The organism is Halomonas sp. PA16-9 (assembly GCF_009728585.1).
In the GTDB taxonomy this organism is placed as follows: Bacteria; Pseudomonadota; Gammaproteobacteria; order Pseudomonadales; family Halomonadaceae; genus Vreelandella; species Vreelandella titanicae.
The window spans coordinates 2,750,364-2,774,786 of sequence record NZ_CP040451.1 but is presented as its reverse complement, the minus strand read 5'-3'; the positions used below and the strand labels follow the sequence as shown (position 1 = coordinate 2,774,786).

At 56.3% G+C, this 24,423-nt stretch carries 13 protein-coding genes and 9 pseudogenes; 6 read left to right on the top strand and 16 right to left on the bottom strand.

Annotated elements, in window-relative coordinates; translation table 11 throughout:
• Nucleotides 1-278 precede the first annotated feature (278 nt).
• The 3 genes and pseudogenes from FDY98_RS12845 to FDY98_RS12835 all read left to right on the top strand — a co-directional run bounded on the left by FDY98_RS12845 (nucleotide 279) and on the right by FDY98_RS12835 (nucleotide 3,154).
• A pseudogene (locus FDY98_RS12845) lies at nucleotides 279-1,023 on the top strand (electron transfer flavoprotein subunit beta/FixA family protein).
• 42 nt (nucleotides 1,024-1,065) lie between these two features.
• Nucleotides 1,066-1,990: pseudogene (locus tag FDY98_RS12840) on the top strand (electron transfer flavoprotein subunit alpha/FixB family protein).
• Nucleotides 1,991-2,194: 204 nt separating this feature from the next.
• On the top strand, nucleotides 2,195-3,154 hold the full coding sequence (locus tag FDY98_RS12835) for an NAD(P)H-dependent flavin oxidoreductase (RefSeq protein ID WP_027959565.1): 960 nt from the start codon (nucleotides 2,195-2,197) through the stop codon (nucleotides 3,152-3,154).
• Here the strand turns inward: FDY98_RS12835 and FDY98_RS12830 are convergent.
• From FDY98_RS12830 to FDY98_RS28065, 10 genes and pseudogenes are all read right to left on the bottom strand, one after another.
• Nucleotides 3,136-3,915 (bottom strand): enoyl-CoA hydratase/isomerase family protein, encoded by a 780-nt coding sequence (locus FDY98_RS12830; RefSeq protein WP_027959564.1) that lies wholly within the window; start codon nucleotides 3,913-3,915, stop codon nucleotides 3,136-3,138. The two genes, FDY98_RS12835 and FDY98_RS12830, sit on opposite strands and share 19 nt — an antisense overlap.
• 35 nt (nucleotides 3,916-3,950) lie before the next feature.
• On the bottom strand, nucleotides 3,951-4,514 hold the full coding sequence (locus FDY98_RS28085; protein WP_340146548.1) for an acyl-CoA dehydrogenase: 564 nt from the start codon (nucleotides 4,512-4,514) through the stop codon (nucleotides 3,951-3,953).
• A 95-nt stretch (nucleotides 4,515-4,609) separates the two neighbouring features.
• Nucleotides 4,610-5,068, bottom strand: a complete 459-nt coding sequence (locus FDY98_RS28080; RefSeq protein ID WP_340146547.1) for an acyl-CoA dehydrogenase family protein — start codon at nucleotides 5,066-5,068, stop codon at nucleotides 4,610-4,612.
• A 7-nt stretch (nucleotides 5,069-5,075) separates the two neighbouring features.
• The gene (locus FDY98_RS12820) at nucleotides 5,076-6,269 is read right to left on the bottom strand and encodes an acyl-CoA dehydrogenase family protein (protein WP_027959562.1); all 1,194 of its coding nucleotides are present in this window, start codon (nucleotides 6,267-6,269) and stop codon (nucleotides 5,076-5,078) included.
• 3 nt (nucleotides 6,270-6,272) lie between these two features.
• Nucleotides 6,273-7,685, bottom strand: a complete 1,413-nt coding sequence (locus FDY98_RS12815) for an enoyl-CoA hydratase/isomerase family protein (RefSeq protein ID WP_027959561.1) — start codon at nucleotides 7,683-7,685, stop codon at nucleotides 6,273-6,275.
• Between the two features lie 61 nt (nucleotides 7,686-7,746).
• Nucleotides 7,747-8,040: a hypothetical protein gene (locus FDY98_RS28075; RefSeq protein WP_340146546.1), complete on the bottom strand. Its 294-nt coding sequence runs from the start codon at nucleotides 8,038-8,040 to the stop codon at nucleotides 7,747-7,749.
• 20 nt (nucleotides 8,041-8,060) lie between these two features.
• Nucleotides 8,061-9,633, bottom strand: a pseudogene (locus tag FDY98_RS12810) (TRAP transporter permease).
• A gap of 171 nt (nucleotides 9,634-9,804) precedes the next feature.
• Complete coding sequence (locus tag FDY98_RS12805) at nucleotides 9,805-10,965, bottom strand: TAXI family TRAP transporter solute-binding subunit (RefSeq protein WP_027959559.1); 1,161 nt, start codon at nucleotides 10,963-10,965, stop codon at nucleotides 9,805-9,807.
• A 238-nt stretch (nucleotides 10,966-11,203) separates the two neighbouring features.
• Nucleotides 11,204-11,707, bottom strand: a complete 504-nt coding sequence (locus FDY98_RS28070; protein ID WP_340146891.1) for a sodium-independent anion transporter — start codon at nucleotides 11,705-11,707, stop codon at nucleotides 11,204-11,206.
• Nucleotides 11,708-11,755: 48 nt separating this feature from the next.
• Nucleotides 11,756-12,807: pseudogene (locus tag FDY98_RS28065) on the bottom strand (SulP family inorganic anion transporter); the annotation flags it as partial.
• Between the two features lie 362 nt (nucleotides 12,808-13,169).
• On the opposite strand from FDY98_RS28065, the pseudogene FDY98_RS12795 reads away from it, so the two are divergent.
• A pseudogene (locus FDY98_RS12795) lies at nucleotides 13,170-14,830 on the top strand (methyl-accepting chemotaxis protein).
• On the opposite strand, the gene rarD reads toward FDY98_RS12795, so the two are convergent.
• Nucleotides 14,801-15,709, bottom strand: coding sequence for an EamA family transporter RarD (rarD, locus tag FDY98_RS12790; protein WP_027959556.1), 909 nt, complete (start codon nucleotides 15,707-15,709; stop codon nucleotides 14,801-14,803). The pseudogene FDY98_RS12795 and the gene rarD overlap by 30 nt on opposite strands.
• Before the next feature lie 72 nt (nucleotides 15,710-15,781).
• Here rarD and FDY98_RS12785 point away from each other — a divergent pair, with 72 nt between their 5' ends.
• Together FDY98_RS12785 and FDY98_RS12780 are read left to right on the top strand one after the other, a co-directional pair.
• On the top strand, nucleotides 15,782-16,594 hold the full coding sequence (locus tag FDY98_RS12785; protein WP_027959555.1) for an amidohydrolase: 813 nt from the start codon (nucleotides 15,782-15,784) through the stop codon (nucleotides 16,592-16,594).
• Between the two features lie 2 nt (nucleotides 16,595-16,596).
• Nucleotides 16,597-17,301 carry a pseudouridine synthase gene (locus tag FDY98_RS12780; RefSeq protein WP_027959554.1) on the top strand — a complete coding sequence of 235 codons (705 nt, stop codon included), beginning with the start codon at nucleotides 16,597-16,599 and terminating at the stop codon, nucleotides 17,299-17,301.
• A 123-nt stretch (nucleotides 17,302-17,424) separates the two neighbouring features.
• Here FDY98_RS12780 and FDY98_RS12775 read toward each other — a convergent pair.
• The 5 genes and pseudogenes from FDY98_RS12775 to FDY98_RS12755 form a co-directional block, all read right to left on the bottom strand.
• Nucleotides 17,425-19,008, bottom strand: a pseudogene (locus FDY98_RS12775) (ABC transporter ATP-binding protein).
• Nucleotides 19,001-20,075: pseudogene (locus FDY98_RS12770) on the bottom strand (ABC transporter permease). The pseudogenes FDY98_RS12775 and FDY98_RS12770 overlap by 8 nt, the downstream one beginning before the upstream one ends.
• A gap of 2 nt (nucleotides 20,076-20,077) precedes the next feature.
• Nucleotides 20,078-21,136 (bottom strand): annotated as a pseudogene (locus FDY98_RS12765) (microcin C ABC transporter permease YejB).
• A 77-nt stretch (nucleotides 21,137-21,213) separates the two neighbouring features.
• A pseudogene (locus FDY98_RS12760) lies at nucleotides 21,214-23,155 on the bottom strand (extracellular solute-binding protein).
• A gap of 42 nt (nucleotides 23,156-23,197) precedes the next feature.
• Nucleotides 23,198-24,421, bottom strand: coding sequence for a transglycosylase SLT domain-containing protein (locus FDY98_RS12755; protein WP_027959550.1), 1,224 nt, complete (start codon nucleotides 24,419-24,421; stop codon nucleotides 23,198-23,200).
• Nucleotides 24,422-24,423: the final 2 nt, after the last annotated feature.

Below are 24,423 nucleotides of genomic sequence, written 5' to 3'. Positions count from 1 at the left end.
AGCTACTTTTGCCATCTGACCGCCATGGATGGCGGAAATGCCGGAAACGTCTGGAACTATTTTCCGGCCGTGGCAAAAGACCCTCGCTTCTACCTACCCTCCCACGCGTTATCGGATATTCGTAAAGGTAGTGACCAACTGCTCTAGATCTGGCAAGAATGAGGAAGTGCTTGACCTTTGTGCAGTGTTTTTTTATTGTTCTTTTTATAAAGTGAAACATAATTCTGCTATGCGAAATTATCTAGGTTAAATATTTTTAATCGCCAGGAGCACGCCTTATGAAAGTACTCGTCGCGGTGAAACGCGTCATCGACTATAACGTCAAAATCCGCGTTAAGGCGGATCATTCGGACGTCGATCTTACCAACGTCAAAATGGCCATGAACCCCTTCTGCGAAATTGCCGTGGAAGAGGCGGTACGCCTGAAAGAGAAGGGCGTGGCGACAGAAGTCGTCGCCGTCACGGTAGGGCCCAAAGCCGCCCAAGAGCAGCTGCGTACCGCGCTGGCGCTGGGCGCTGACCGCGCCATTCATATCGAAACCGACGAGCGCGCCGAATCCCTGGCCGTGGCCAAGCTGCTGGCCAAAGTGGTCGAAGAGAGCAGCCGGGGTTGGTGGTGCTGGGCAAGCAGGCCATCGACACCGACAACAACCAGACCGGCCAAATGCTCGCCGCGCTGACCGGCTGCCCAAGGCACTTTTGCTCGGAAGTTGCAGTGGACGGTGACAAGGTGAACGTGACGCGTGAAATCGACGGCGGCCTGCAAACCATCGCACTGACGCTACCGGCGATCGTCACCACCGACCTGCGCCTCAACGAGCCGCGCTACGCCAAGCTCCCGATATCATGAAGGCCAAGAAGAAGCCGCTGGAAGTGAAAACCCCCGCCGACTACGGCGTCGAGGTTGCCTCCAAGGTCAGTCTGCTCAAAGTCGAGTCGCCCGCCGAGCGCAAAGGCGGCGTCAAAGTCGCCTCGGTAGACGAGCTGATCGACAAACTGAAAAACGAAGCCAAAGTTCTTTGAGACAAGTACTTTGCTACAAGCGCTTTGAAAGGAGTTGATGCCATGAGCATTCTGGTACTTGCGGATCTACACGAAGGCCAGCTGGCCGGCGCCACCGCCCACGTCCGTGCGGCCCGCCCAAGCCATCGGTGGCGATATTGACGTTCTGGTGGCCGGTGAAGGCGTTCAAGCCGCCGCCGAGGCCGCCGCCAAGCTCGACGGCGTAAGCAAAGTCCGCGTCGCGGATAACGCCGTTTACGCCCACCAGCTCGCCGAGCCCATGGCGCGCTGCTGGTCGAACTGGCCGATGGCTACACCCACGTGCTGGCCAGCGCCTCCACCACCGGCAAAACGTCCTGCCGCGTTTAGCCGCGCTAAAAGACGTCAGCCAGCTGTCGGACGTTATCGCCGTGGACAGTGCCGATACCTTCAAGCGTCCTATCTACGCCGGTAACGCCATTGCGACGGTGAAAAGCGACGATGTGCTCAAGGTCATCACCGTGCGTTCCACCGGCTTTGATGCGGTCGGCACCAGCGGCAGCGCAACGGTGGAAGCCGTCGACGTAATGGTGGACACAACCAGTCCAGCTTTGTGAAAGAAGAACTTGCGCAGTCAGATCGTCCCGAATTGGGCGGAGCCAAGGTGGTGATCTCCGGTGGCCGCGGCATGGGCAACGGCGAAAACTTCAAGCTGCTCGACGGCATTGCCGACAAGCTGGGGGCTGCCATTGGTGCTTCCCGGGCCGCGGTAGACGCAGGCTTTGTGCCCAACGATATGCAGGTTGGCCAGACCGGCAAGATCGTTGCCCCAGATCTGTATATCGCCGTGGGTATTTCCGGTGCCATTCAGCACCTGGCGGGCATGAAAGACTCCAAGGTGATCGTCGCGATCAATAAAGACGACGAAGCACCGATTTTCCAGGTGGCGGATTACGGCCTGGTGGGGGATCTGTTTGAGATCCTGCCCGAGCTTGAGAGCAAGCTGTAAATGCTTCTGGCATCCACGTATTGGTCGGAACAACCCGTAGCGGGGGTCTTTCGCCAGGGATGGCGAAAGTAGCGCCCATGGATGGGTTCACAGCGCCCCCGCGTAGGGTTGTTCCGACCATGCCATTGTAGTGTGACATCTTCTTGAAAGGCTCAGTGGAGCCTTTTGCAGTATTGCCTCACAATAACAACCAGCGAGTTTCCCATGCTAACGCGTCTAACCGCTTCATTAAACCTGCCGGTGATCGGTTCACCCATGTTTATCGTCTCCGGGCCAGAACTGGTGATTGCCCAGTGCCAAGCGGGCATTCTGGGTGCTTTCCCCGCGCTCAACGCCCGACCTGCTGACGTATTACGTGAGTGGTTACAGCAGATCACTCAAACCCTGGCCGACTATGACGCGCAGCACCCCGAACAACCCTCAGCGCCCTTTGCGGTGAACCAAATTGTGCACCCCACCAATGATCGTCTAGAGCACGATGTCGCGTTATGCGCCGAGTTCAAGGTGCCGCTGGTCATCACTAGTCTGCACGCGCCTAATCAAGTGGTGGAAAAGGTGCATGCCTATGGCGGGCTGGTGTTTCACGATGTGACCACGTTGAGGCACGCCAAGAAAGCGATCGATGCGGGAGTTGATGGGCTGATACTGGTCTGCCACGGCGCGGGCGGCCATGCCGGGCGGTTAAACCCCTTTGCGTTTGTGGCGGAGGTGCGCCGCTTTTACGATGGCCCGTTAGTGCTGGCGGGGGCGATTAGCAAAGGTGAACAGATCGTTGCCGCCCAGGCGCTAGGCGTGGACTTGGTGTATATGGGCACGCGCTTTATCGCCACCCAAGAGGCAAACGCTCAAGCGGCCTATAAACTGATGGTGCTGGACGCAGCGGCAGGCGACATTGTCTATACCAACCTGTTTACCGGCGTGCACGGTAACTATCTGCGGCAAAGTATCGAGCAGGCGGGATTGGATCCTGATGCGCTGCCTGAAGGTGATAAAACCGCTATGCGTTATGGCTCAGGGGGGAGCAGTAAGGCAAAAGCGTGGCGGGATATCTGGGGCGCGGGGCAGGGCGTAGGCGCTATTGCCTCTATGCACAGCGTGGCCGAAGAAGTGGCCACGCTGCGCCAGGATTACCAGAAAGCGTTAGATCATTTACGGCGGCTTTGACGAAACGCCGCCACCCGGGTGTGAAAATCTTCCGACGCCTTGCACTGATCTTGAAGCTCGCCCTCTAATTGCATCGTGTCATTTAGCTGGCGCTGGGCAGCTTCCCGTAAGGCGCGTTTGGTAGCGCTTAACGCCTGGGACGATTGACTCACCAGTGCTTGCGCCAACGACCAAGCTTCGTCTAGCACTTGGTTATCTTCGACGACGCGGTTAGCCAATCCGAGTTCGACGCAGCGCTCACCCGAAATGGGGGTTGCCAAGGCGGCCATTTCAAACGCCTGAGCATGGCCAAGCTGGCGCACCAGATGCCAGCAGGCACCGCCGTCAGGGATGAGCCCAATATTGATAAAGGCAAGCTTCAGGTAGGCGGAGTGGCCCATCACCACCATATCGCTGGCGAGCACATAGGAAACACCGATGCCCGCAGCCGCACCGCTAACCGCTGCAATCACCGGCTTATTCATTGCCATTAGGCTACGCAGGGCAGGCAGAAAGAGCGTTTCCAGCCGTTCGCTCGCAGGCTGAGACGTTGCCTTCTCAAACTCTGCCAGGTCAGCGCCGGCGCAAAATGCACTACCTTCACCGCGTAGAATCACACAGCGAACTTGCTCATTGTCCGCCACCGCCGCCAGCGCTTCATTGAGTGCCAGAGCGGTGGCTTCATTCAGAGCGTTGCGTACTTCTGGACGTGCAATGGCGACTTCGACGATACCGTTTTCAATAGCGCTGACAGTCACTAACTTGCCGACGTAATCTGACATGTATCGCTCCCTAATTAACTTTTCTGGCAACGTTCTCAGGCAACCTTTAACAGCTCGCTGACCGTTTCGAGATGGTAGTCGCTGTCGCCCAGGTAGTGATCGAACATCACCAGATGCTTGGCGTAGCTAGCGACATAGCACTCTTCGGTCATACCCATCGCCCCATGCAGCTGGATCGCCTGTTCGGCAATAAAGCGAGCTGATTCACCACAGTAGGCTTTGGCCGCGGCAATTTTGTAATCCCGTTCGCTTGCAGGGAGCGCGAGGCTAGTGGCGGCTAAAATCGCCATGGAGCGGGACTGCTCCAGGTGCAAGTGCATATCCACCATGCGGTACTGCAGGGCCTGAAAGGTCGAAAGCGGTACGCCAAACTGCTTGCGCTCTTTTAAATAAGCGAGCGTTTGGTCGCAGGCCTCCTCCATTGCGCCGATGGCTTGGGCGCAGAGCGCTGCGCGACCAACAGCCAGTACCTCCGCTAGCACATCGCTAACATCTTTACTCAGGCAGTTGGTTAACGGCAGCGTGACGCTGTCCAGGGTCAGATCGCCGGCGGGCTGGTCGTCGATAGTGCGATATAGGTGCGTAGATGTCCGGTGCATCCGCTGGCACAATAAATAACCCTAGCTTGCCGCTGGCTAATTGAGCGGTGACCAGCGTAGCCGCAGCGGCTTCAAGGTTCAGTACCACGTGTTTTCTACCATTTAACTGCCATTGGCCGTCTTGCTGGGTAGCTTGGGTAGCTACCGTAAAGCGCGTCGTAGCGGGCGCCAACCTCCTGCCAGGCAAGCGCCAACTGATGCTCACCTTCAAGTAGTGGTGCTAGCCATCGGGTTTGCTGTTCGCTGTTGGCGGTAACGGCCAGCAGTTGGCCGGGCAGCACTAGGCCAGCCAGATAGGGCTCGGGCACTAAGCCTCGTCCCAATGCCTGCATAATAATCATCAGGTCGGTGCCATCGCCCCCTAGCCCGCCCACGTCTTCGCTGAAGGGCATATGCAGCAAACCCAGCTCGGCAAAGGTGCGCCATAGTGCAGAAGCGCCGTTTGGAGCAGCGGCAAGCATAGCGCGGCGCTGCTCGGGGGAAACCTGGTCGGCCACCAAGCGGGTGAGCGTCTCTTCGAGCATGCGCTGCTCGTCGGTTAAAGCAAAATCCATGGTGACCTCACATATTTAGAATGGTTTTGGCGACGATACTTTTTTGTATTTCGTTGGCGCCGCCATAAATCGACAGCTTGCGACGATTGAAGTACTGAGCGCTGGCGTAAGCGTTTTGGGCGCGTTCGTCATCCAGGCTGTCGTCGCCATACAGGAAGTCGGGGAAGAACGGCAGCGCAGCAGGGCCCAGGGCGCGCCGGGTAAGCTCGCTTAGCTCCTGGCGAAGCTCCGAGCCGCGCACTTTAAGCAGCGAGCTCTCTGCGCCGGGCACACCGCCATCTCGGGCAGCGGCAATCACGCGCAGGTTGGTCACTTCCAGCGCCATTAGTTCGAGTTCCGCTTTCACCACCCGCTGACGGAAGCTGGCTAGCTCCAGCAGCGGTTTGCCACGATGTTGAATCCGGCTCGCCAGGGACTTCAAGTGGCGCAGCGCCTGCTTGGCGTGACCAAGGCCTGCAATCCCGGTACGTTCGTGGGTGAGCAGGAACTTAGCGCAGGTCCAGCCTTGGCCCTCTTCACCGACACGGTTGTCTACGGGTACGCGTACGTTGTCTAAAAAAATTTCGTTAACTTCGTGGGCACCATCAAGGGTAATAATTGGCCGCACGGTGATACCGGGGGTTTGCATATCAATCAGCAGAAAGCTGATGCCCGCCTGCTTCTTGGCGTCTGGGTCAGTACGTACCAGGCAGAACAGCATGTTGGCGTGCTGGCCCAGGGTAGTCCAGGTCTTCTGGCCATTAACGACATAGTGGTCGCCATCGCGAACCGCGCGGGTATTTAAACCCGCCAAATCGGAGCCGGCGCCGGGCTCTGAGTAGCCTTGGCACCACCAATCCTGGTTGCTCAAAATGCGCGGCAGATAGTGCTGTTGCTGCTCGACACTGCCGAACTTCATGATGACGGGAGCCACCATGTTAACGCCGAAGGGTACGACTGTAGGCGCATGGGCAGCAGCACACTCTTCGTCGAAAATATGCCGCTGTACCGGCCCCCAGCCTGGGCCACCGAACTCTTTTGGCCAGTTAGACGCCAACCAACCCTGTTCGCTAAGAATATTCTGCCAGCGCAGGTAGTCATCAGCGCGCAGATGGCGGCCCAAGCGCACGCGCTGGCTAATATCGCTGGGCAGTGCATCGGCTAGAAAGCGGCGTACCTGTTCGCGAAATGCCTGCTCTTCGGGGCTAAAGGTGAGGTTCATGGGCTATACATCCTTAGCAGCAGTTGAGAGCGTGGCCTGGCGGTGTGGCCCTCCTAGGTGACGCGGGTAGCCAAACGCTTCCACCGCGAGTAAATCGATGTCACTTTCCCGGTAGCAGAAGCTCTGTTCCGCTATATTGATACTTGCCTGTTCAAGCGCTGACTGCTTTTCACTGGCTGAAGCTTGCTGAATGGCAGCATGCATCGCGCGAAGTATGCTTTTTTGTTGGCTGACCACGATGTTTAGCCGCAACGCTTTAAGGGTCAGTGCGGCTCGCTGCTGAGTAAGTGGCTCTGCGCTTACATTGACTAACTCACCTATTTGGCCATTTTCAGCAATGATCAGGCTTAGTGCCGTATCGCTGTCGCTGCCAATTTCTTCCAGTGCGACAACAGGGTAATTCGCGAGGGAATCCTGAGTAGCATTTGGCGCCAGTAGGCAAAGTTCGGTGGCCTCGTTGGACGCGCTGGTTAAGCTAATGCCTGCCTTTTGCGCGGCCTTTTGCAGGCGTTCAAAGAGCGGATGCTCACCAATCAGCGCAACGTGTTTAAAAGCACTGGCTTTCTCAACGTCGGGCACTAGGTGCGGGCTGCGTGCGGCAAAAAACAGATGAATAAGCCCGGCGCGCTGGGGGGAGTCCATACAGGCTAGAAACAGTTCTCGCTCGCGGCGTAATCCAGCCTCAAGTGATTCGGCTTCCACGCAGGCCTGAATCGCTTCGACAATGCGAAACGGCGAGAACAGCTCGGGAGATTGTTGGTTAAGCCAATCCAACATCGCAGTGACGGTCTGGGGATTCGCCGCCGGGGCAGGAAGCTGGCCGGTGATGCGGGGCGTTTGGGCGTCTGCCAGCACTTCCTGGGCGGCGGCTAAACCCGCTTCAAGGGGCGTTTGAGCGTTGCTGATAGCATCGATAATACCTGCCTCAAGCGCCTCTTCTGCTTCCACAAAACGCCCGCTGGTGATCATCTCTAAGGCGCGCTCAACGCCTACTAAACGCGGCAAACGCTGGGTGCCACCAGCGCCGGGCAGTAGACCCAGCTTAACCTCCGGAAGACCCACCCGGGTTCCCGCTAGTGCCACTCGATAGTGGCAGCCCAAAGCCACTTCCAATCCACCGCCCAGGGCTGTGCCGTGCAGGGCGGCAATCAGCGGTTTTGGGCAGGCTTCCAGTTGGTTAATCACATCGGGCAGCAGAGGGGCTTGAGGCGGCTTACCAAACTCACGAATATCTGCCCCGGCAATAAAGGTGCGGCCATCGGCGAGCACGACCAGCGCTTTAGCATCTGTGTCAGCAACACCCTCTTTAAGCGCATCGACTAAGCCACTGCGTACCGCGTGACTTAAGGCATTGACCGGCGGATTGGCTATTTGAATAACGCCTACATCGCCGTGACGCTGATAATGAACGGACATAGTTAGGCTCTCGTATTTCGCATGATAGTGAATTGAAAAGAGTACGCTTGGCGCCCATCTGTTACGCAACAGAGGCGCTTTGCGAACGCCGATGGTGGCGCTGGCTTAAGCGTGCCATCAAAACACCGGGTACCAGCGCGGCTGCGGCCAGACCGATCAATTCCCACTGGCTAAGCGGCACCATCCCACCACCCGGTAGCGCCAGTAGTAGGCCAGCGATCAGTATCAAGGCACGAATCACGATCTCTTGCAGTGCGCCATAGCCCAGTCGACCAACCCCCATCAGGTAACCCTGCATGGCAGAGGCAAACAGGATGATGCCGATGACCGCCTGGATAAAGACAGCCACGATCATCAGCGGCGCGCCCTGCATAATCAGCGCGGGTTGAGTACGAATAGGAAGGGAATAAAGTAGATCACGCTACCCAGACGCATCGCCTGCAGGCCCGTTTCCATGGGTCGGGCTCCGGCCACGGTAGCCGCGGCAAAGGCACCCAGTGCCACGGGGGGTAATAAAGCTCAGCATGCCCCAATAGAGAATGAACATATGTACGGCCATGGGATCCAGTCCGCCGCCTTGAATCAGTGCAGGGGCTAGAGCAACGGCGAGGAAGATATAGGCAGCCGTCACGGTCATGCCAATACCCAGCACAAAACTGGTAACTGCGCCCATAATCAGCAGCAGCGGCACGCTGCCACCGGCAATATTGATAAAGTCGTTAGCGATGGTGCCGGAAAGGCCGGTCATCGAAAGTGCACCCACCAGCATGCCCACGCCAGCCAAAATAGCGATTAACTCGGCAAACAGCTTGGCCGCAGACGACAGCGTATCGGCTACATCCTTCCAGCCCCAGCGGTTATGTTTGGAAAGCTGGTTCAGCACCAACAGCAGCGCGGTGGCGTAGAAAGGTGCCACGGCTTCGCGCTGCATAATCAGCAGCATCCAAACTAATAAAGCAAAGACAAAAATAAAGTACCAACCCTCTTTGAGGGTTTGCCATAGCGAAGGCAGTTCAACGGCGGGTAAGCCTTTAATGTCGTGGCGGGCAGCGTAGGCATCAATCTGAATAAACAGACCCAGGAAATACAGAATTGATGGAATCACGGCGGCCAGCGCCACAGCGGAGTAGGGGATGTCCAGAAACATCGCCATGACAAAGGCGGTGGCGCCCATAACAGGGGGCATCAATACGCCGCCGGTTGAGGCGCAGGCTTCTACACCGCCCGCAAAGGAGCGGCTCATACCGATACGACGCATGGCGGGAATCGACAGCACGCCGGTGGTGAGTACGTTACTGATCACGCTGCCGCTCATGGAGCCCATCAGGCCACTGGAGAAAATCGACACCTTAGCAGGGCCGCCCCGTACATGGCCCAGCAGCGCAAAGGCCAGATTAATAAAAAACTTACCGCCGCCGCTTTTCTGCAGCACGACACCAAACACCAAAAAGCCAATCACCAGGCCCGCGAATGCCTGCAGCGGCACCCCCATGATGCTTTCGGTACTCATGGTGTGGTACATGGCGGTTTGTTCAAGGGTGGAAGGAAACGCCTGGATAGGGCCGGGGACGATATCGGCCACCAGCGGATAGAGCGAGAATACCCCGGCAATAATCGCAATGGGTAAACCACCCGCCCGGCGTGCTGCTTCGATAATCAGCAGCCAGTAGGCGTAGCTGGCATAAATGGCGATTTCGGGTGCAGAAAAGGCCCAGCCGCGCTCCAAAATGGGCACTGCGTTGTAAACAAAATAGCCGCCAACGATAAGCGTGATGGCGCTCAGCGTGTAGTCATACCAGGGAATGGGCTGCTCTTGTTGGCGACTTCGCATGGGCCAAAGCAAAAACACCAGCGGTAGCAGCAGCGCCACAACGGCGTAGTAGAACTGCGTCTCCAGACCCGTAACGAAAGTCAGTAAGCCAACGTTAAACAGATAATCCAGGGTCATCGCCATCAAAATGACGGTGACCGTGGCGGGAATCCAGCGTAGCGCAGGAGGAAGCTGACGAATTTGGCTGATCTTTTCTTTAACCTGCTGATTATTGGCAGGCGAGGTATCTGTGGTCATGGGGGACATCCGTCAATCAGCAGGGGGCGGCAAGTGCCGCCCCGTGGTGTATCACTCGAAGATCGGTTCGAAACCGGCATCGCTCAGCGCGGTGGCACGGGCTTCCATCCAGCCGGTAGTAAATGCCTCGTCCTCACTGGGTGCGTCCTGCATAAAGCTTTCCCAGGCGGTTAAAAGCACGTTCTGACGCTCAACGAGCTTGTCCTGATGAGCCTGCATTTCATCAGTCCATACATCGATTTCTTTGTAGTACTCCACGACCGCATCGTGGAACGGCACTACCCACTGAAGGTCTTGCTGCTCCAAGGCGTAGCCAAGAGCCCCTGGGGCGTTATCTTTATAGTCGTCGAAATTTTCCTGCATGGCCTTGATCAGACCATAAGCCACGTTGTCATCCAGGTCTTGGTTGGCGACCACGATAGGGTAAGGGTAGCTAGCGCTAGGCACCGGATTTTCGGCGCTGATGCCGCCTGCCCCGGAAGTGACTTCGTGAGGGCGGAAGTAGGGCGCCACCGCAGCCATACGCTCCCAGCCGGCTTCGTCGTTGGGGTCTAGCACTGGCCAGCTAATGCCGCGAGGGCTACTGGCCAACTGCTGGGCGGGCGGGGTGACCGTTGTGGTAAAGGAGGCATCCACATCGCCAGCGATAATGCCGTCGAACGAGCGGCCGTAGCCGGGGTAATCAACCCGCTCTACGTCATCCCAGGTTAAACCGCCAAAGGCGAGGTACGCCTCTGTGCCTTTATTGAGCGCATCGTCGCCACGGATATAGGCGATGCGTTTGCCCGCCAAGTCAGCGGGCGTTTCAACGTCCAGGTCGCCCGCGACCGCAAGAGAGAGGCCAAAAGAGGCGGTGGAAGTGGTAATCACGCGTAGCGGCTGAGGGCCCCAGTCACGGTCGGCAAACATCATTACACCTTCCGCGCCGTAGTAGCTGGCGATCCCGCAGGCACAAAGGTCAACGCGGCCCTGCTTGAGCGGCGTCATGCGTGATACATCGTTATCACCCGGCAGAATACGTACAGACGAATCGTATTTGTTCTGCAGCATATTGCCGATGGCGACGGCCTGAGCATAGCCACTTGAGTTGGTGCCATAGGCTGTCCAGGCCATGGTGCCGGGCAGTTCAATTTCGTTGGCGTGGCTGACGGCTGCGCCGAGTAGCGATAGAGGTAAGGCGGCAATAAGTAGGCGTTGAGCGAAGGGACGCATTGGGATGCTCCTTTATTGTGGTTGTAGTGACGTTGATGGTGACGTTTAGTTGCTGGTTATTTGATTGAATGTGTTTTGCTATGCGGTATTGTATTTTGCTTAATGGTCGGGTGATAGTAGAGAAGCCGCTGGGTGGCTGTCAATGCCGTTGTCATCAGAGGTGTCCGTTAGTAAACAACAGGCATAAAAAAACCAGGCAAAAGCCTGGTTTTTCAGAGCGGTAGCGAGAGCAATACTGTTAAGAAAACTCACGCCAAGCGGCGTAGGTGCTTAGAAATACCCGTCCGGTCAGTGCATCCAGAAAGTCACTCTTCTTAAGCTGATCCATTACTGGGCCTTTGACCTCGGATAAATGCAGTTTTACATCGGAGTCTTTTAAACGGGCGTTGATCGCATCCAGGCTCTCTAGCGCCGAGGCATCGATCAGGTTGACCGCCGAACAGATCAGCACAACGTGCTCAAGCTCGGGTTGGCTCGCCACCAGGTTATAAACGGTGTCTTCCAAATAGCGTGCATTGGCAAAGTAGAGGCTCTCATCGATGCGCAAGAGGGCAACGGTATTGACCGTTTCGACATCGTGGCGGGTAGTGTTTCTAAAATGTTCGGTACCGGGCACACGACCTACCAAGGCGCTATGGGGGCGGCTGGTGCGGTACAAAAATAGCGCAATAGAAAGTGTCACACCGCTAATGATGCCGGCTTCAACGCCTTCGCACAGCGTGAGTAGAATCGTCACCGCCATGGCGGCAAAGTCGCTGCGGGAGTAGCGCCAGGTTTGGCGCAGCATGGGGATGTCTACCAGTGTCAAAATCGAGACGGTGATTGTTGCGGCCAGGGTCGCGATGGGCAGATAGTAGAGCCAACCGGTAAACGACATGGTGACCAGCGCAATACCTAGCGCCGCAAAGGCACCGGCGGCAGGTGTTTGCGCACCCGCATCGTAGTTAATAACGGTGCGGGACAGACCACCGGTTACCGGCATACCACTGGAAAACCCGGCGGCTAAATTGCTGGCGCCCAGGCCCACTAGTTCCTGATTGGGAGAGATGCGCTGGCGCCGTTTAGCGGCCAACATCTGGCCCATGGAGACCGACTCCACAAAGCCGACCAGGCTAATCAGCAGCGCTGGGATTAGCAGTGCCCGCCATAGCGAGTAGTCCGCCCAAGGAAAGCTTAACGAGGGTAAACCACCGGGAATTTGCCCTACTACGGAGACGCCTTTATCGGCCAACTGCCAATGCCAGGTCACCAGGGTGGTAATCACGACCGCAAAGACTGGCCCCGCTTTGGCGATCAAGTCCGCCAGAGTGCGTGGCAGGCCCAGCGTGAGCAGGGCGGCTTTACCGTGGCGCCGCATGGCAATCAAAAACAGCAGGGTTCCACTGCCAATCAGTAGGGTGGGTAAGTTAAAGGTGGTTAAGTTTGGTACCAGGGTGATAAGACGTTCCACCAGGGTAAAGCCACTGCTCTCAACCCCCAGTAGGCTGCCAAGCTGGCTGGCCGCAATCAAAATACCCGACGCCGTTAAGAAGCCGGAGATAACCGGATGGCTTAAAAAGTTGCTGAAAAAGCCCATTTTCAGCAGCCCCATCACGACCAGCATGCCACCGGAAAGCAGTGACAGGATCAGCGCTGCCTGTAAGTAGGTCTCCGTACCCGCGGCTGCTACTGAGGAGAGTGCGGCACCGGTCATCAGCGCGATGATTGCCACCGGCCCGACCGCGAGGGTTTTACTGGTGCCAAACAGGGTATAGATCAGTTGAGGCAGGATGCTGGCGTAGAGCCCCACTACGCGGGTAGCCCGGCTAGCAGCGCATAGGCCAGCGATTGGGGAATGACCATCACGGTGACGATCAAGCCCGCCAAAAGGTCTGCCCCCAATAGGCGTTTATGGTAGTGGGGGAGCCATGTCAGGATCGGCAAGTAGCGCTTTAGCATGGGGTCCTGGTGTTGTAGAAGTGGCAGAACCAAGAGAGTAAGGGATATTCCATTTCATTGCAGTGCTTATATTCATTTTTACTGCGGTAACCCAATGATGACCAAGCGCTTATAGGATTTGTGTCTTCTCCAAAAGTGCTACTTCCTTCCCCCAAAGTGCTACTTCTTTCATAAGCGTTACACGCTAAGCTTAGTCGCAAAGGGGGGTGAACCCCTCAGAAGTAGTATTTTCGATACTCAATAACATCAATAAAAGAGTACAGCTCATGCGCTTACTGCGATTGTGTGTTCCGGTGCTGTTTGTAGTGCTGTCGATAGGGCTTGCCATACAAGGAGGGCTCTGGCGTTATCTGGCACTTCTATTCGCCGCGCTAGGCGGTGGCGCTATGCTACTCAGCGTACTGGAAGGCGTCTACCGAGCCGACCAACGTCGCCTGGAACAGCATCGGCTTGGCTTTAAGCCGCTGCGTGATTACCGTTCGCTTCGCGCCATGGCCTACAGGTTAATGAACCGCGCTAGCAGCACAGCGATTGCCTCGGCAGAAGTGTCGCACTATGCCGATCTGATGGATCAGCGCCTCTCAAAGCAAGAAACCATGGCTCGTGAAGCTTCATCGAGCATGACGGCCATTAATGCAGCCATTATGCAGGTGAGTGCCAGCGCCAGCCAAGTGGCAGCGCTGGCAGAGAGCGCCCGGGAGGCCAGTCATCACAACCATGCTGAACTGGACGATATTATTCAGGACATGAGCGATGTTGCCGACCGCTCAAACCAAGCGCTGGAAATGCTGACCGCGCTGAACGATAAAATTGAGCGTGTACGTAACGTTACTTCCATGATTGAGGATATCGCCGAACAAACCCATCTGCTGTCGCTCAATGCGTCAATTGAAGCGGCCCGAGCGGGTGAACACGGGCGAGGGTTTGCAGTCGTCGCCGGCGAAGTGCGCAACCTGGCACTCAAGACCTCTACCGCAACGCAAAGTGTCGATGAGCTGGTTAAGGATATGCATCAGAGCGGCCAGTCGGTCGTCGCCACTATGGGCCAGTTAATAACCCGTATCAGCAAGCGCTCCAAGGGGCTACAAGTGGTCGGCAACAGTCTGGGTACGATGACTCAAGAATTCGACCAAGTGCAGAGGGAAATTACCCGTGTTGCCGATGCCATGGAAAACACACGCCAGCATAGCCAAACCGTGGCGGATGGCCTTAGCCAGCTAGAAGATGATGTGGATGAAGGCAACCGCAATATGCATGATTTGGCCGAGCAGGCGCGGGCGCTGATGGAAGCCGCAGAAGGCGTCGATGGGGAACTGGCTCAACAGCATTTAGAAGGGCGCCACCAGCAGGTTTCCGCGCGGCACGCTCAACGGCCAATAAATTGGGCAAGTTGCTGGAAAAAGCGATAGCCAGCGGGGAGCTTTCAGATACCCACCTGTTCCAGCCCCAGTATGAACAGATTCCGGGTACGCAGCCGCCACAGTATACAACCGGCTTTGATAGTTTCACCGATAGGTATCTACCTGATCTGCAGGAGCCTTTGCTCACTCAGCTAGGTTTGAGCTACGCAATTGCCTGTGACCGTAAAGGCTATGTGCCTACCCATAACAAGGCAGTTAGCCTCGCGCCAACCGGTGATTACGCCCACGATCTAAAATTCTGCCGCAACAAACGCATTTTCGATGACCCAACCGGCAGCCGCTGTGGCGCTCATGAAAAGCCGTTACTGCTGCAAACCTACAAGCGCGACACCGGCGAGATCATGCACGACCTCTCGGTACCGGTGTATGTCCAGGGTAAGCACTGGGGCGGTTTCCGGGTTGGCTACCAGCCTGAGCGTGATATAGCGGCTCCCCCTGCGTTGCAGTCAGAGACCGCTCCAGCGCCACCGCTTGCACTAACTAGCCGCAGCGTAGCGCGGGCGTGACTGCCACGCCGACCAGGAGTAAAGCGCGAGCCCGATCCAAATAAGCACAAAAGTGGCCAACTGGATAATGCCCAGGGGCTCGCCGAACACGGTTAAGGCAATCAGAAACTGAATGCTGGGGTTGATGTACATCAAAAAGCCCAGGGTTGCCAAACGCAACCGGCGTGCCGCGCCGGCAAAGGCCATTAACGGCAGCGCGGTCAAAGCCCCACTGGCGATCAGCAGGCCAGTCGATGACGTATCTTGAAGAAAATGCGAACTGCCGTTCCAGCTTAGCCAAGTCAAGGCGATCAGGGCGAGGGGAAATAGCAACAGGGTTTCTACAAACAGTCCTGATAAGCCGTCCAGCGGCACCTGCTTACGAAACAGGCCATAACTGCCGAAGCTTAACGCCAGCATCAGGCTAATCCAAGGCAGTTCACCCAGCATCACAAACTGGATGGCAATGGCCACGCTGGCCAGCCCCAAGGCGACCAACTGCAACTTTGCCATCACTTCCCGCAGCACCAGCATGCCCAGGGCGACATTCACTAGCGGCGTTAAGAAGTAGCCCAAACTTGCCTGCAGTACCTGCTTAGACTCCACTGCATAAATATAGATACCCCAGTTAAACGCAATCAATAGCGCGCAGGCCAACACGCGGCCAAGCCGCTTGGGTTCACCCAGTGCAGTGACCACCGGCGGCCAGCGGCGCAGTAAGGTAATCAAGCCGACCAAGAAAAGACACGCCCAAATGATACGGTGAATCAATATTTCAAAGGCGGGAACGCCGTCAAACAGGGCAAAAAAGAGCGGAAAGCAGCCCCACATGGTGTAGGCGGTTAGCCCAAACATAACGCCTTTGACGGCAGCGGGATCGCGTGTTGGAGTAGGAAGCATAGCAGCCTCATTATTTAAAGATGCTAATCTAGCATAAACGTTGTCTTGAGACTGACGAATTGGAGGTGTTAAGTGAGTCAACTTAGGAACACGCTAGTGCAGTGTGATCTGCGCTGGGAAGATCCCCAGGCCAACCACGCTCATCTTGAGAAGTTGCTGGGCGAGCTGGATAGCCGCGACACGGATCTTATTGTATTGCCTGAGATGTTTGCCACTGGCTTTACCATGAATTCCCGCGAAATGGCCCAGCCGATGGCGGAAAGTCAAAGCGTTGCCTGGCTACAGGCCCAAGCGAAGGCACGCAACTGTGTGATGACCGGCAGCGTGGCGATCGAAGAGGACGGTGAGTTTTATAACCGCTTGATTTGGGCAACGCCGGAGGGGGTGTTAACCCACTACGATAAGCGTCACCTATTCCGTATGGCCGGTGAGCATGAGCGCTACGGTATGGGCAGTGAGCGTAAAGTGGTAGAGCTCAATGGCTTTAAGCTGCTGCTGAGCGTTTGCTACGACCTGCGTTTTCCGGTCTGGATGCGCCAGCAGCCAGCAGAAGGGGAGCATTTCGAGTATGATGCGCTGCTGTGTATCGCCAACTGGCCAGCACCCCGTCGTCACCCTTGGCGCACGCTGCTGCAGGCCCGTGCGGTCGAGAACCTAAGCTATGTCATTGGCGTAAACCGCGTTGGAGAAGATGCCAAAGGGCTTGCCTATAGTGGCGATTCCCTGTTGGTGGACTTCAAAGGCGAACCGCTCATTGATCAACCTGCCCATACCCCGTTTATAGAAACGGGCACGCTGGATAAAACTGCCCTTGATGCTTTTCGTGAAAAATTTCCTGCCTGGCAAGATGCCGACCACTTTCAACTGCTGCCAGGAGTGGGTTAATGATGCGCCTTGATCGCTTTTTGAGTGAAACCACGCCATTAACCCGTAGCCTGGCTAAGCGGGCACTCAAAAATGGTGAGGTAACCCTCAACGGCGAGCCGATCAAGCAGTCGGCGACCCAGATCGATACCGATAACGATGTGGTGGTGCTCAACGGCGAGCGGTTGGCGCTGGTAGGGTTGCGCTACATTATGCTGCATAAGCCCGTTGACGTTGAGTGTAACGCCCGTCGCGGGCTCTATCAAAGAGCAATCGACCTGATTGATCTACCCAAAGCTGATCGATTACAGCCGGTAGGGCGGTTGGATGTGGATACCACGGGACTGCTGCTATTAACCGATGATGGCCAGTGGTCGCACCGTGTCACGTCACCGCGCCATCGCTGCGCCAAGGTGTATATCGCCGAGCTAGCGGAACCGATGGAAGGCGCGACGGCGGAGTGGGCGATTGGTCAAGTCGCCGATGGCCTGATGCTGGATGGAGAGGAGACCCCGACGCAGCCCGCAACACTTAGGCTGCTTTCGCCCACCCAGGCAGAACTCACCATTACCGAAGGGCGCTATCACCAGGTGAAGCGTATGTTTGCCGCCTTGGGCAATCACGTGAACTCACTGCACCGCAGCTCTATCGGTGATTTGGCTTTGGATGCCAACCTGGCGCCCGGCGAGTGGCGAGAATTAACCGCCGACGAAATCGCGCTTTTCTGAGTCCTTGCTTAAGGTCTCTATTAGCCGCTTCCCAAAAGGGTAAGCGGCTTTATTTTATCTGAATATTTATACCGTTATCCTTGTTCTGACACCAACAATAGCAAGTACCGTGGCTGGTTAAAGTTAGTTAGTCAGATGCGCAGCGGCAATCAAACGCTTGAGTATAAGCGTGCTGTGGCGCTGAAAGCACCTCTAGGCAGGGGCCTTGTTCGACCACTTCGCCATCCTTGAGCACCATAATACGGTGTGCCATGGCACGCACAACGGCTAAGTCATGGCTTATGAATAAATAACTTAGCTGACGGCGTGCCTGCAAATCGCGCAACAGGGCGACTAGCTGCTTCTGCACGGTACGGTCTAACGCCGAGGTTGGCTCATCCAGCACCAATAGTTCCGGTTCTAAGATAATCGCTCTTGCCACGGCAATGCGCTGGCGCTGACCGCCGGAGAACTCGTGGGGGTAGCGCGCGGCACAGCTCTCGGGCAAACCTACCTCGTGCAGCGTTTGATTAACCCGCTGGGTGACTTCTTCAGTGGTGAGATGGGGGTAGTGAAAGCGCAGCCCCTCGCTGACGATATCAAACACTGGCATACGCGGTGAAAGCGCGCCATAGGGGTCTTGAAACACCATTTGCAGGCGATGGCGGTGGCGGCGTAACGCATCGCCGGTTAGGGCGCTTAGTTTATCCTTGCCAAGGGTAACATCGCCTTGGCTAGTGACCAGCCGCATGACCGCTGACGCCAGCGTGGTTTTACCTGAGCCGGATTCACCGACAATGCCCAGGGTTTCCCCTGGCGCGATTTGGAAATCTATTGGATGCACCGCCACAAAAGCAGGGGGCTGGCGCTTAAATAAGCCGGTCTTAGGGCGCTTAAAGCTCACGCTTAATTGACGAGCGGTCAGTAGCGGCGCTGTATGCTCTATAGCTTGGGGCCTACCTTCCGGCTCAGCGGCCAGTAGCGCTTTAGTGTAATCGCTTTGAGGGTGCTGAAAGACCTGCTCCACCGGGCCGATTTCTTGAATACGTCCCTGGTACATCACGCAAATGCGATCGGCATGGCGGCGCACCAGGTTTAAGTCGTGGCTGATAAACAGCATGCCCATGCCATGATGATCGCGTAGTTCACGCAGCAGGGCGAGAATCTCCTGCTGTACCGTGACGTCCAGCGCGGTGGTGGGCTCATCGGCAATCAGCAGTGAGGGATTGTTGGCAATCGCCATGGCAATCATCACCCGCTGGCGCTGCCCACCCGAGAGCTGGTGGGGCCAGGCATCCAACAATTCGTCCGGGCGCGGTAGTTTCACTTGTTCCAACAGTTCTTTGCAGCGTTCCCGGGCCGCCTGGCCCCGCAGTCCTTGATGCAGCCGCAAGGCCTCACCAATCTGCTTGCCCACCCGATGCAGGGGGTTGAGCGAGGTCATCGGCTCCTGGAAGATAAACCGACGCGATTGCCACGCACCGTGTTCCACTCAGTTTCCGTTAAAGTGGCCAGATTGGTATCACCTAGCCAGCGTTCGCCTTGAACGCTGGCATTACTGGGCAGCAAATTCACCATGCCCAGCGCCGATACCGATTTACCCGAGCCGGACTCACCGACAATGGCCAGGGTTTCACCTGCATGGAGGGTGAGTGAGAGTGAGTGAACCACCGGGGTGCTATCAAAAGTGACATCAAGGTGTTCAATGCGCAGCAGGGGATTAGGCATGCTGAGTCTCCTGAGCTGGGCCTGCTTGGCGCTGTTGTACGTGGCGGGGATCAAAGGCGTCGCGCAAGCCCTCGCCGATAAATACCAGCAGTGACAGCATGATAGCCAAGGTCATAAACGCCGTGATGCCCAGCCAAGGGGCGTGTAGATTATTTTTGCCTTGGGCAGCAAGCTCACCCAGCGAGGGAGCACCCGGCGGCAGGCCGAAGCCGAGAAAATCCAGAGCGGTCAAGGTGCCAATGGCGCCGGTAAACAGAAACGGAATAAACGTCAGCGTGGCGACCATGGCATTGGGTAGCACGTGACGCCACATGATTAAACGTGACGGCAAGCCCATGGCTTTGGCCGCGCGCACATACTCCAAATTGCGTGCACGCAGGAAACTCGGCACGCACGATATCGACCAGGCCCAGCCACGAAAAGAGCAGCATAATCCCCAGCAGCCACCAAAATCCCGGCTGAACAAAGCTGGCTAAAATAATCAGCAGGAAGAGCACCGGTAAGCCGGACCAAATTTCAGTGAATCGCTGACCGATCAAATCAATTTTGCCGCCAAAGTAGCCCTGCACACCGCCCACTACCACACCGACGACTAGTGATCCTGCGGTGAGTGCCAGTGCAAAGGCTACCGAGAGTCGAAAGCCATAAATCACCCGTGCGTCACATCCCGCCCTTGGTCATCGGTGCCCAGCCAGTGGCGGCTATCCGGCGGGGCCGGAGAAGGGCGGGTCATATTCATGTCCAGGGTCTGATATGAAAACGGAATAATGGGCCATAGCGCCCAGCCATGATCATCAATTTGTTGCTGAACAAAGGGATCCAGATAGTCCGTTCGGGTCGGTAGAAAGCCGTCAAACTCGGTTTCTGGGTAGTCCACCAGCATGGGAAAGTACCACTGGCCGTCGTACTGCATGATGATCGGTTTGTCGTTGGCAATTAGCTCGGCAAACAGGCTAAGAATAAACAGCGTGGCAAATAACCAAAGTGACACCCGGCACGGCATTGGCTTTAAAAGCGGACAGTCGACGGCGAGTGATAGGCGATAAACGTGATGATAAAGAGGCCATTATCACGACTCCCGAGTCGAAAAATCGATACGCGGGTCTACCCACACGTCAAATCGGAAATCAGCTTGAGGATTAAGCCGATCACGGTATGGAGGGTGCCGAAAATCACCGGGTAATCCCGCTGCATGACCGCTTCGAAACCGAGCAGGCCCAGCCCATCCAGGGAGAAGATCACTTCGATAAGCAGCGCGCCGGTGAAGAAAATACCGATCATGGCGGCGGGTAGGCCCGCGATAATAATCAGCATGGCATTGCGAAACACATGGCCGTAAAGCACGCGCCGCTCGTCGGCCCCCTTGGCGCGGGCGGTAATTACATACTGCTTGTGAATCTCATCGAGAAAGCTGTTTTTGGTTAGCATCGTCAGCGTGGCAAAGCTGCCAATCGAGGCGGCGATAACCGGCAGTGTGATATGCCAGAAGTAGTCTTTGACCTTGCCCCAGGCTGAAAGCTGGTCGAAGTCGGGTGAGGTCAAACCGCGTAAAGGGAATAAGTCCCAGTAGGTGCCCCCGGCAAACAGGACAATGAGCAGGATGGCAAACAGGAAGCCCGGAATGGCATAGCCGACAATCACTAACCCCGACGACCAGACGTCAAACCGGGAGCCGTGGCGTAGCGCTTTTTTAATGCCTAACGGGATAGAGATTAAATAGACCAGCAGTGTCGTCCAGAGCCCTGATATGGAAACCGGCAGCCGCTCGATCATCAGCTCTGTGACCGGGCGGTCGCGGAAGAAACTGGTGCCAAAATCGAGGGAGGTAATCCGCCATCATGCCGATAAAGCGTTCGTGGGCGGGTTTGTCAAAACCAAACTGCTGCTCCAGCTGCTCGATAAAGCGTGGGTCAATACCTCGGGCTCCCCGGGAGTCATCGCTGACCTGGACATCGGCGCCCCCCATATCCAAGCGAGTGCTGGCCATGGCGTCGGCGCCTTCAAAACGCGCCAGCATCTGATCAATTGGCCCACCCGGCGCCGCCTGAACAATAATAAAATTGAGTAGCATGATCCCGAAAAGGGTCGGAATCATTAGCAGCAGTCGGCGTAGGGTATAACGGGCCACAGAGCACTCCGAGGTTTATGACGATGAAACCGTTGAGGACAAGCCGTTGCATTTAAGAAGTTGTAATCGGGCCAAAGTTAACGGCCGCGCTGGCGGCGCTGCAGTTCTGCTTCACGGTCAGTGTCTACCCACCACGCATCCAGATCCATGGCGTATTTGGGGAAGGGTTCGGGGTAACCAAACTTATCCCAAATGGCGATGCGGGTCTCCCCAGAGTGGTAGTGGGGAATCACATAGAACCCCCAGCGCAGCACCCGATCCAACGCGCGCGTGGCGGTATCCAACTCTTCACGGCCCTCAGCACTAATGATCTCCTCCACCAGTGCATCGACCGCCGGATGTGCCAGCGCCATCCGGTTACGGCTTTGCGGTGCTTCGGCGGCGGCGCTGGTCCAGAAGTCGCGCTGTTCATTGCCCGGGTTGTTCGACTGAGGGAAATGACTGATCACTATGTCATAGTCATAATTACGCTGTCGGTTTAAATACTGATTAATATCAACGATACGCAGCGACGTCTGTACCCCTAAACGGGCCATGTTGCGGAGCATTGGCTGCACCACCCGTTCAAGCCCTGAGTCGTAGAGCAGCACTTCCAGGCTTAAAGGCCGCCCGGTTTGTTGGTTAACCAGTATGCCGTCTTCAACGCTATAACCTGCCTCGCGGAGGAGATCGAGCGCTTTACGAAGCCGCTCACGCAGCTCGATGGGCTGATCGATAGGCAGGGGCTGAGTGAACAAACGGTCAGAACCATGAGAGGCAATCAACTCCTCCCGAAAGGGCTCCAACAGCGCCAGTTCCTCCTCAGAGGGTAAGCCGGTGGCTTCCATCTCTGAATTTTGGAAAAAGCTCTCGGTGCGCTGATAGGTACCGTAAAAAATATTGGTGTTGAGCCACGGGAAGTCGAAGGTCAGGCTCAACGCTTCCCGCACCCTGGGGTCTTGGAACTTCTCTTTACGCAGGTTGAAAACAAACGCCTGCATCATCGAAGGGTTAACGTCCGGTACCGTTAGCCGCTTTACCAAGCCCTCTTCATAAGCTGGGAAGTCGTAGCCAATTGCCCAGGTGGCGGCGCGGGCATCGGTACGAAAGTCGGTGAGACCCGCTTTAAACGCTTCCCAGGCAATATCCCGATCACGGTAGTAGTCGTAAATGATGCGATCAATATTGTATCGGCCAACGTTGACCGGCAAATCTTTACCCCAATAATCTTCATCGCGCTGATAAACAATTCGCCTACCTGGGTCTACTTCGCTAATGCGATAGGGCCCGGAGCCTGGGTGTGCCGCAAGGGTGGGGGAGGTGAATTCGCGGGGTTCCCAGTAGTGGCGGGGGAGTATGGGTAACTGGGCGACGATTAACGGCAGCTCTCGGGATTGAGTGTCGTTGAAGGTGAACCGTACCTGATGCTCATTGAGGGCAATGGCTTCTTCCACTCCCGCGTAGTAACTGGCGTAAAACGGATTTCCCTCTTCGCGGAGCAGGTTAAGCGAGAACACTACATCGTAGGCCGTGACAGGTTCCCCGTCTTGAAAAACGCGCTTCAGGGCGCAGGTCGAACTCAATCCACTCCCTGTCAGGGTCAAGGCGCACGCCTTCGGCCAGCAAGCCGTAGAGGCTAAAGGGCTCATTGGGGTTGCTGGCCATAAGGGTGTCATAAATTTGTGAAATGCCGGTAACTGGCGTGCCGCGAATAATAAACGGATTGGTCGAGTCAAAGCTGCTCCCCACGGCGGTATGGGTAATGGTGCCGCCTTTGGGGGCCTGTGGGTTTACGTGAGGGAAGTAGGGGAAGTCAGCTGGCAGCTCGGGGCTATCGTAAAGCGATAACCCATGAACTGTTTCAATAGGAACCACGTTGTTTGCGTCGGTGTTCAAATCACCCACCACATTAGTGTTGGTGGCGGTGATAGACGTCGACTCTGACGCTATTGTTTCGGCGTCTGAAGCCAGTATTGAAACGTTGGACAGCAGGCCACTGATGAGTAGAAGCGTTTTCGCAAAAAACAAACCACGCGGCATTTGAGACATCCCATGTGAACAAAGCCAACTAGTTAACCCGGTTTAACGCCCTGAAAGTGTCAGCAGTTGGCCTGGTTGCAGAGTGCTGGGGCGGTCAATCGCATTCCAGCGTATAAGGTCTTGCTGGTCAATATTATACCGGGCCGCAATCGCAGAGAGACTGTCGCCTCTTTCAACGCGGTGGGTATTGCCACGGCTGTTTTGCGCAAGCGCTTGGTTGCTGTCTTGTGTTTGACTGCCGCCTTGAGAAAGCTGCGCTAGCATCTGGGTATCCACTTCTTCAGGTACCAGCAGTGTCTGAGCACTACGGGGGTCAATGCTGCCATTGAGCAAGCCAGGGTTTAATTCGGCTAACGCGGTTTGGCTGACACCCAGAAGTTGAGAGGCTTCTGAGAGCGTCACTGCTTGGGCCAACTTAACTTTAGCGAAGGCCGGATCAACATGTATTTCCGGCAAGCTGACACCGTACTGCTCAGGGTCGTTAATGATGGTCGCGATGGCTTTCAGTTTGGGCACATACTGCATGGTTTCATAGGGCAGCGAGAGATCCCAGTAATCACCGTTTAGGCCTTGGCTTTGGGCCTGGCGTCGAGCGCGGTTAACGGTGCCTGCGCCGGCGTTATAAGCCGCTAATGAAAGCATCAGATCGCCTTCATACCACTGATCGGCCTGCATTTCCAAGTAGTCCAGCGCCGCTTCGGTGGAGGTTAAAACGTCTAACCGGCCATCGTAGTTTCCGTTGCGTACCAAACCCAATGCATCACCAGTGCCGGGCATAAACTGCCATAGCCCAGCAGCGCCGCGATGACTTCGCGCGCCTGGGTCAAAGGAGCTCTCGACGAAGGGGATTAACGCGACTTCACCAGGCAGGCCACGCTCGCTAACTTGCTGGGTAATCCAGGCAAGCCAGGGAGAGGCGCGTTCGGTGATAGTAGCAATGTTTTCGGGGCTGGAACGGTAGTGCTCAATCCATTCGTCTACCCGTGCTTGGGCCTCGTCTGGCAGTGACTTCTCTTGCCACTGAAAGCTTTTACGCAGCGTTGTCCAAGCGTCCTGAGGTTCCAGCTCCAGCGCCTCCCAAAAATGGATTCGGAACGGCGTGGGGCGTGGTTTTGTAGCGTCTACTGATTTACTGGTTGATGCCGTAGATCCTTCATAGGCTGTCGCAGAGGCTTGTGAGCTTGCCGCAGCGGCTAACATTAGGCCCATTATTACGGTACTGCCAGCGCTCAGCATCAAGCGCTGGCGAATCGTTCGATAGGTCATAG

Excerpts from the sequence above, each read along its gene's own strand:
- FDY98_RS12835 (WP_027959565.1), top strand. The coding sequence starts at position 2,195 with ATGCTAACGCGTCTAACCGCTTCATTAAACCTGCCGGTGATCGGTTCA.
- FDY98_RS12830 (WP_027959564.1), bottom strand. The coding sequence starts at position 3,915 with ATGTCAGATTACGTCGGCAAGTTAGTGACTGTCAGCGCTATTGAAAAC.
- FDY98_RS28085 (WP_340146548.1), bottom strand. The coding sequence starts at position 4,514 with ATGCACCGGACATCTACGCACCTATATCGCACTATCGACGACCAGCCC.
- FDY98_RS28080 (WP_340146547.1), bottom strand. The coding sequence starts at position 5,068 with ATGGATTTTGCTTTAACCGACGAGCAGCGCATGCTCGAAGAGACGCTC.
- FDY98_RS12820 (WP_027959562.1), bottom strand. The coding sequence starts at position 6,269 with ATGAACCTCACCTTTAGCCCCGAAGAGCAGGCATTTCGCGAACAGGTA.
- FDY98_RS12815 (WP_027959561.1), bottom strand. The coding sequence starts at position 7,685 with ATGTCCGTTCATTATCAGCGTCACGGCGATGTAGGCGTTATTCAAATA.
- FDY98_RS28075 (WP_340146546.1), bottom strand. The coding sequence starts at position 8,040 with ATGATCGTGGCTGTCTTTATCCAGGCGGTCATCGGCATCATCCTGTTT.
- FDY98_RS12805 (WP_027959559.1), bottom strand. The coding sequence starts at position 10,965 with ATGCGTCCCTTCGCTCAACGCCTACTTATTGCCGCCTTACCTCTATCG.
- FDY98_RS28070 (WP_340146891.1), bottom strand. The coding sequence starts at position 11,707 with ATGGCGGTGACGATTCTACTCACGCTGTGCGAAGGCGTTGAAGCCGGC.
- rarD (WP_027959556.1), bottom strand. The coding sequence starts at position 15,709 with ATGCTTCCTACTCCAACACGCGATCCCGCTGCCGTCAAAGGCGTTATG.
- FDY98_RS12780 (WP_027959554.1), top strand. The coding sequence starts at position 16,597 with ATGCGCCTTGATCGCTTTTTGAGTGAAACCACGCCATTAACCCGTAGC.
- FDY98_RS12755 (WP_027959550.1), bottom strand. The coding sequence starts at position 24,421 with ATGACCTATCGAACGATTCGCCAGCGCTTGATGCTGAGCGCTGGCAGT.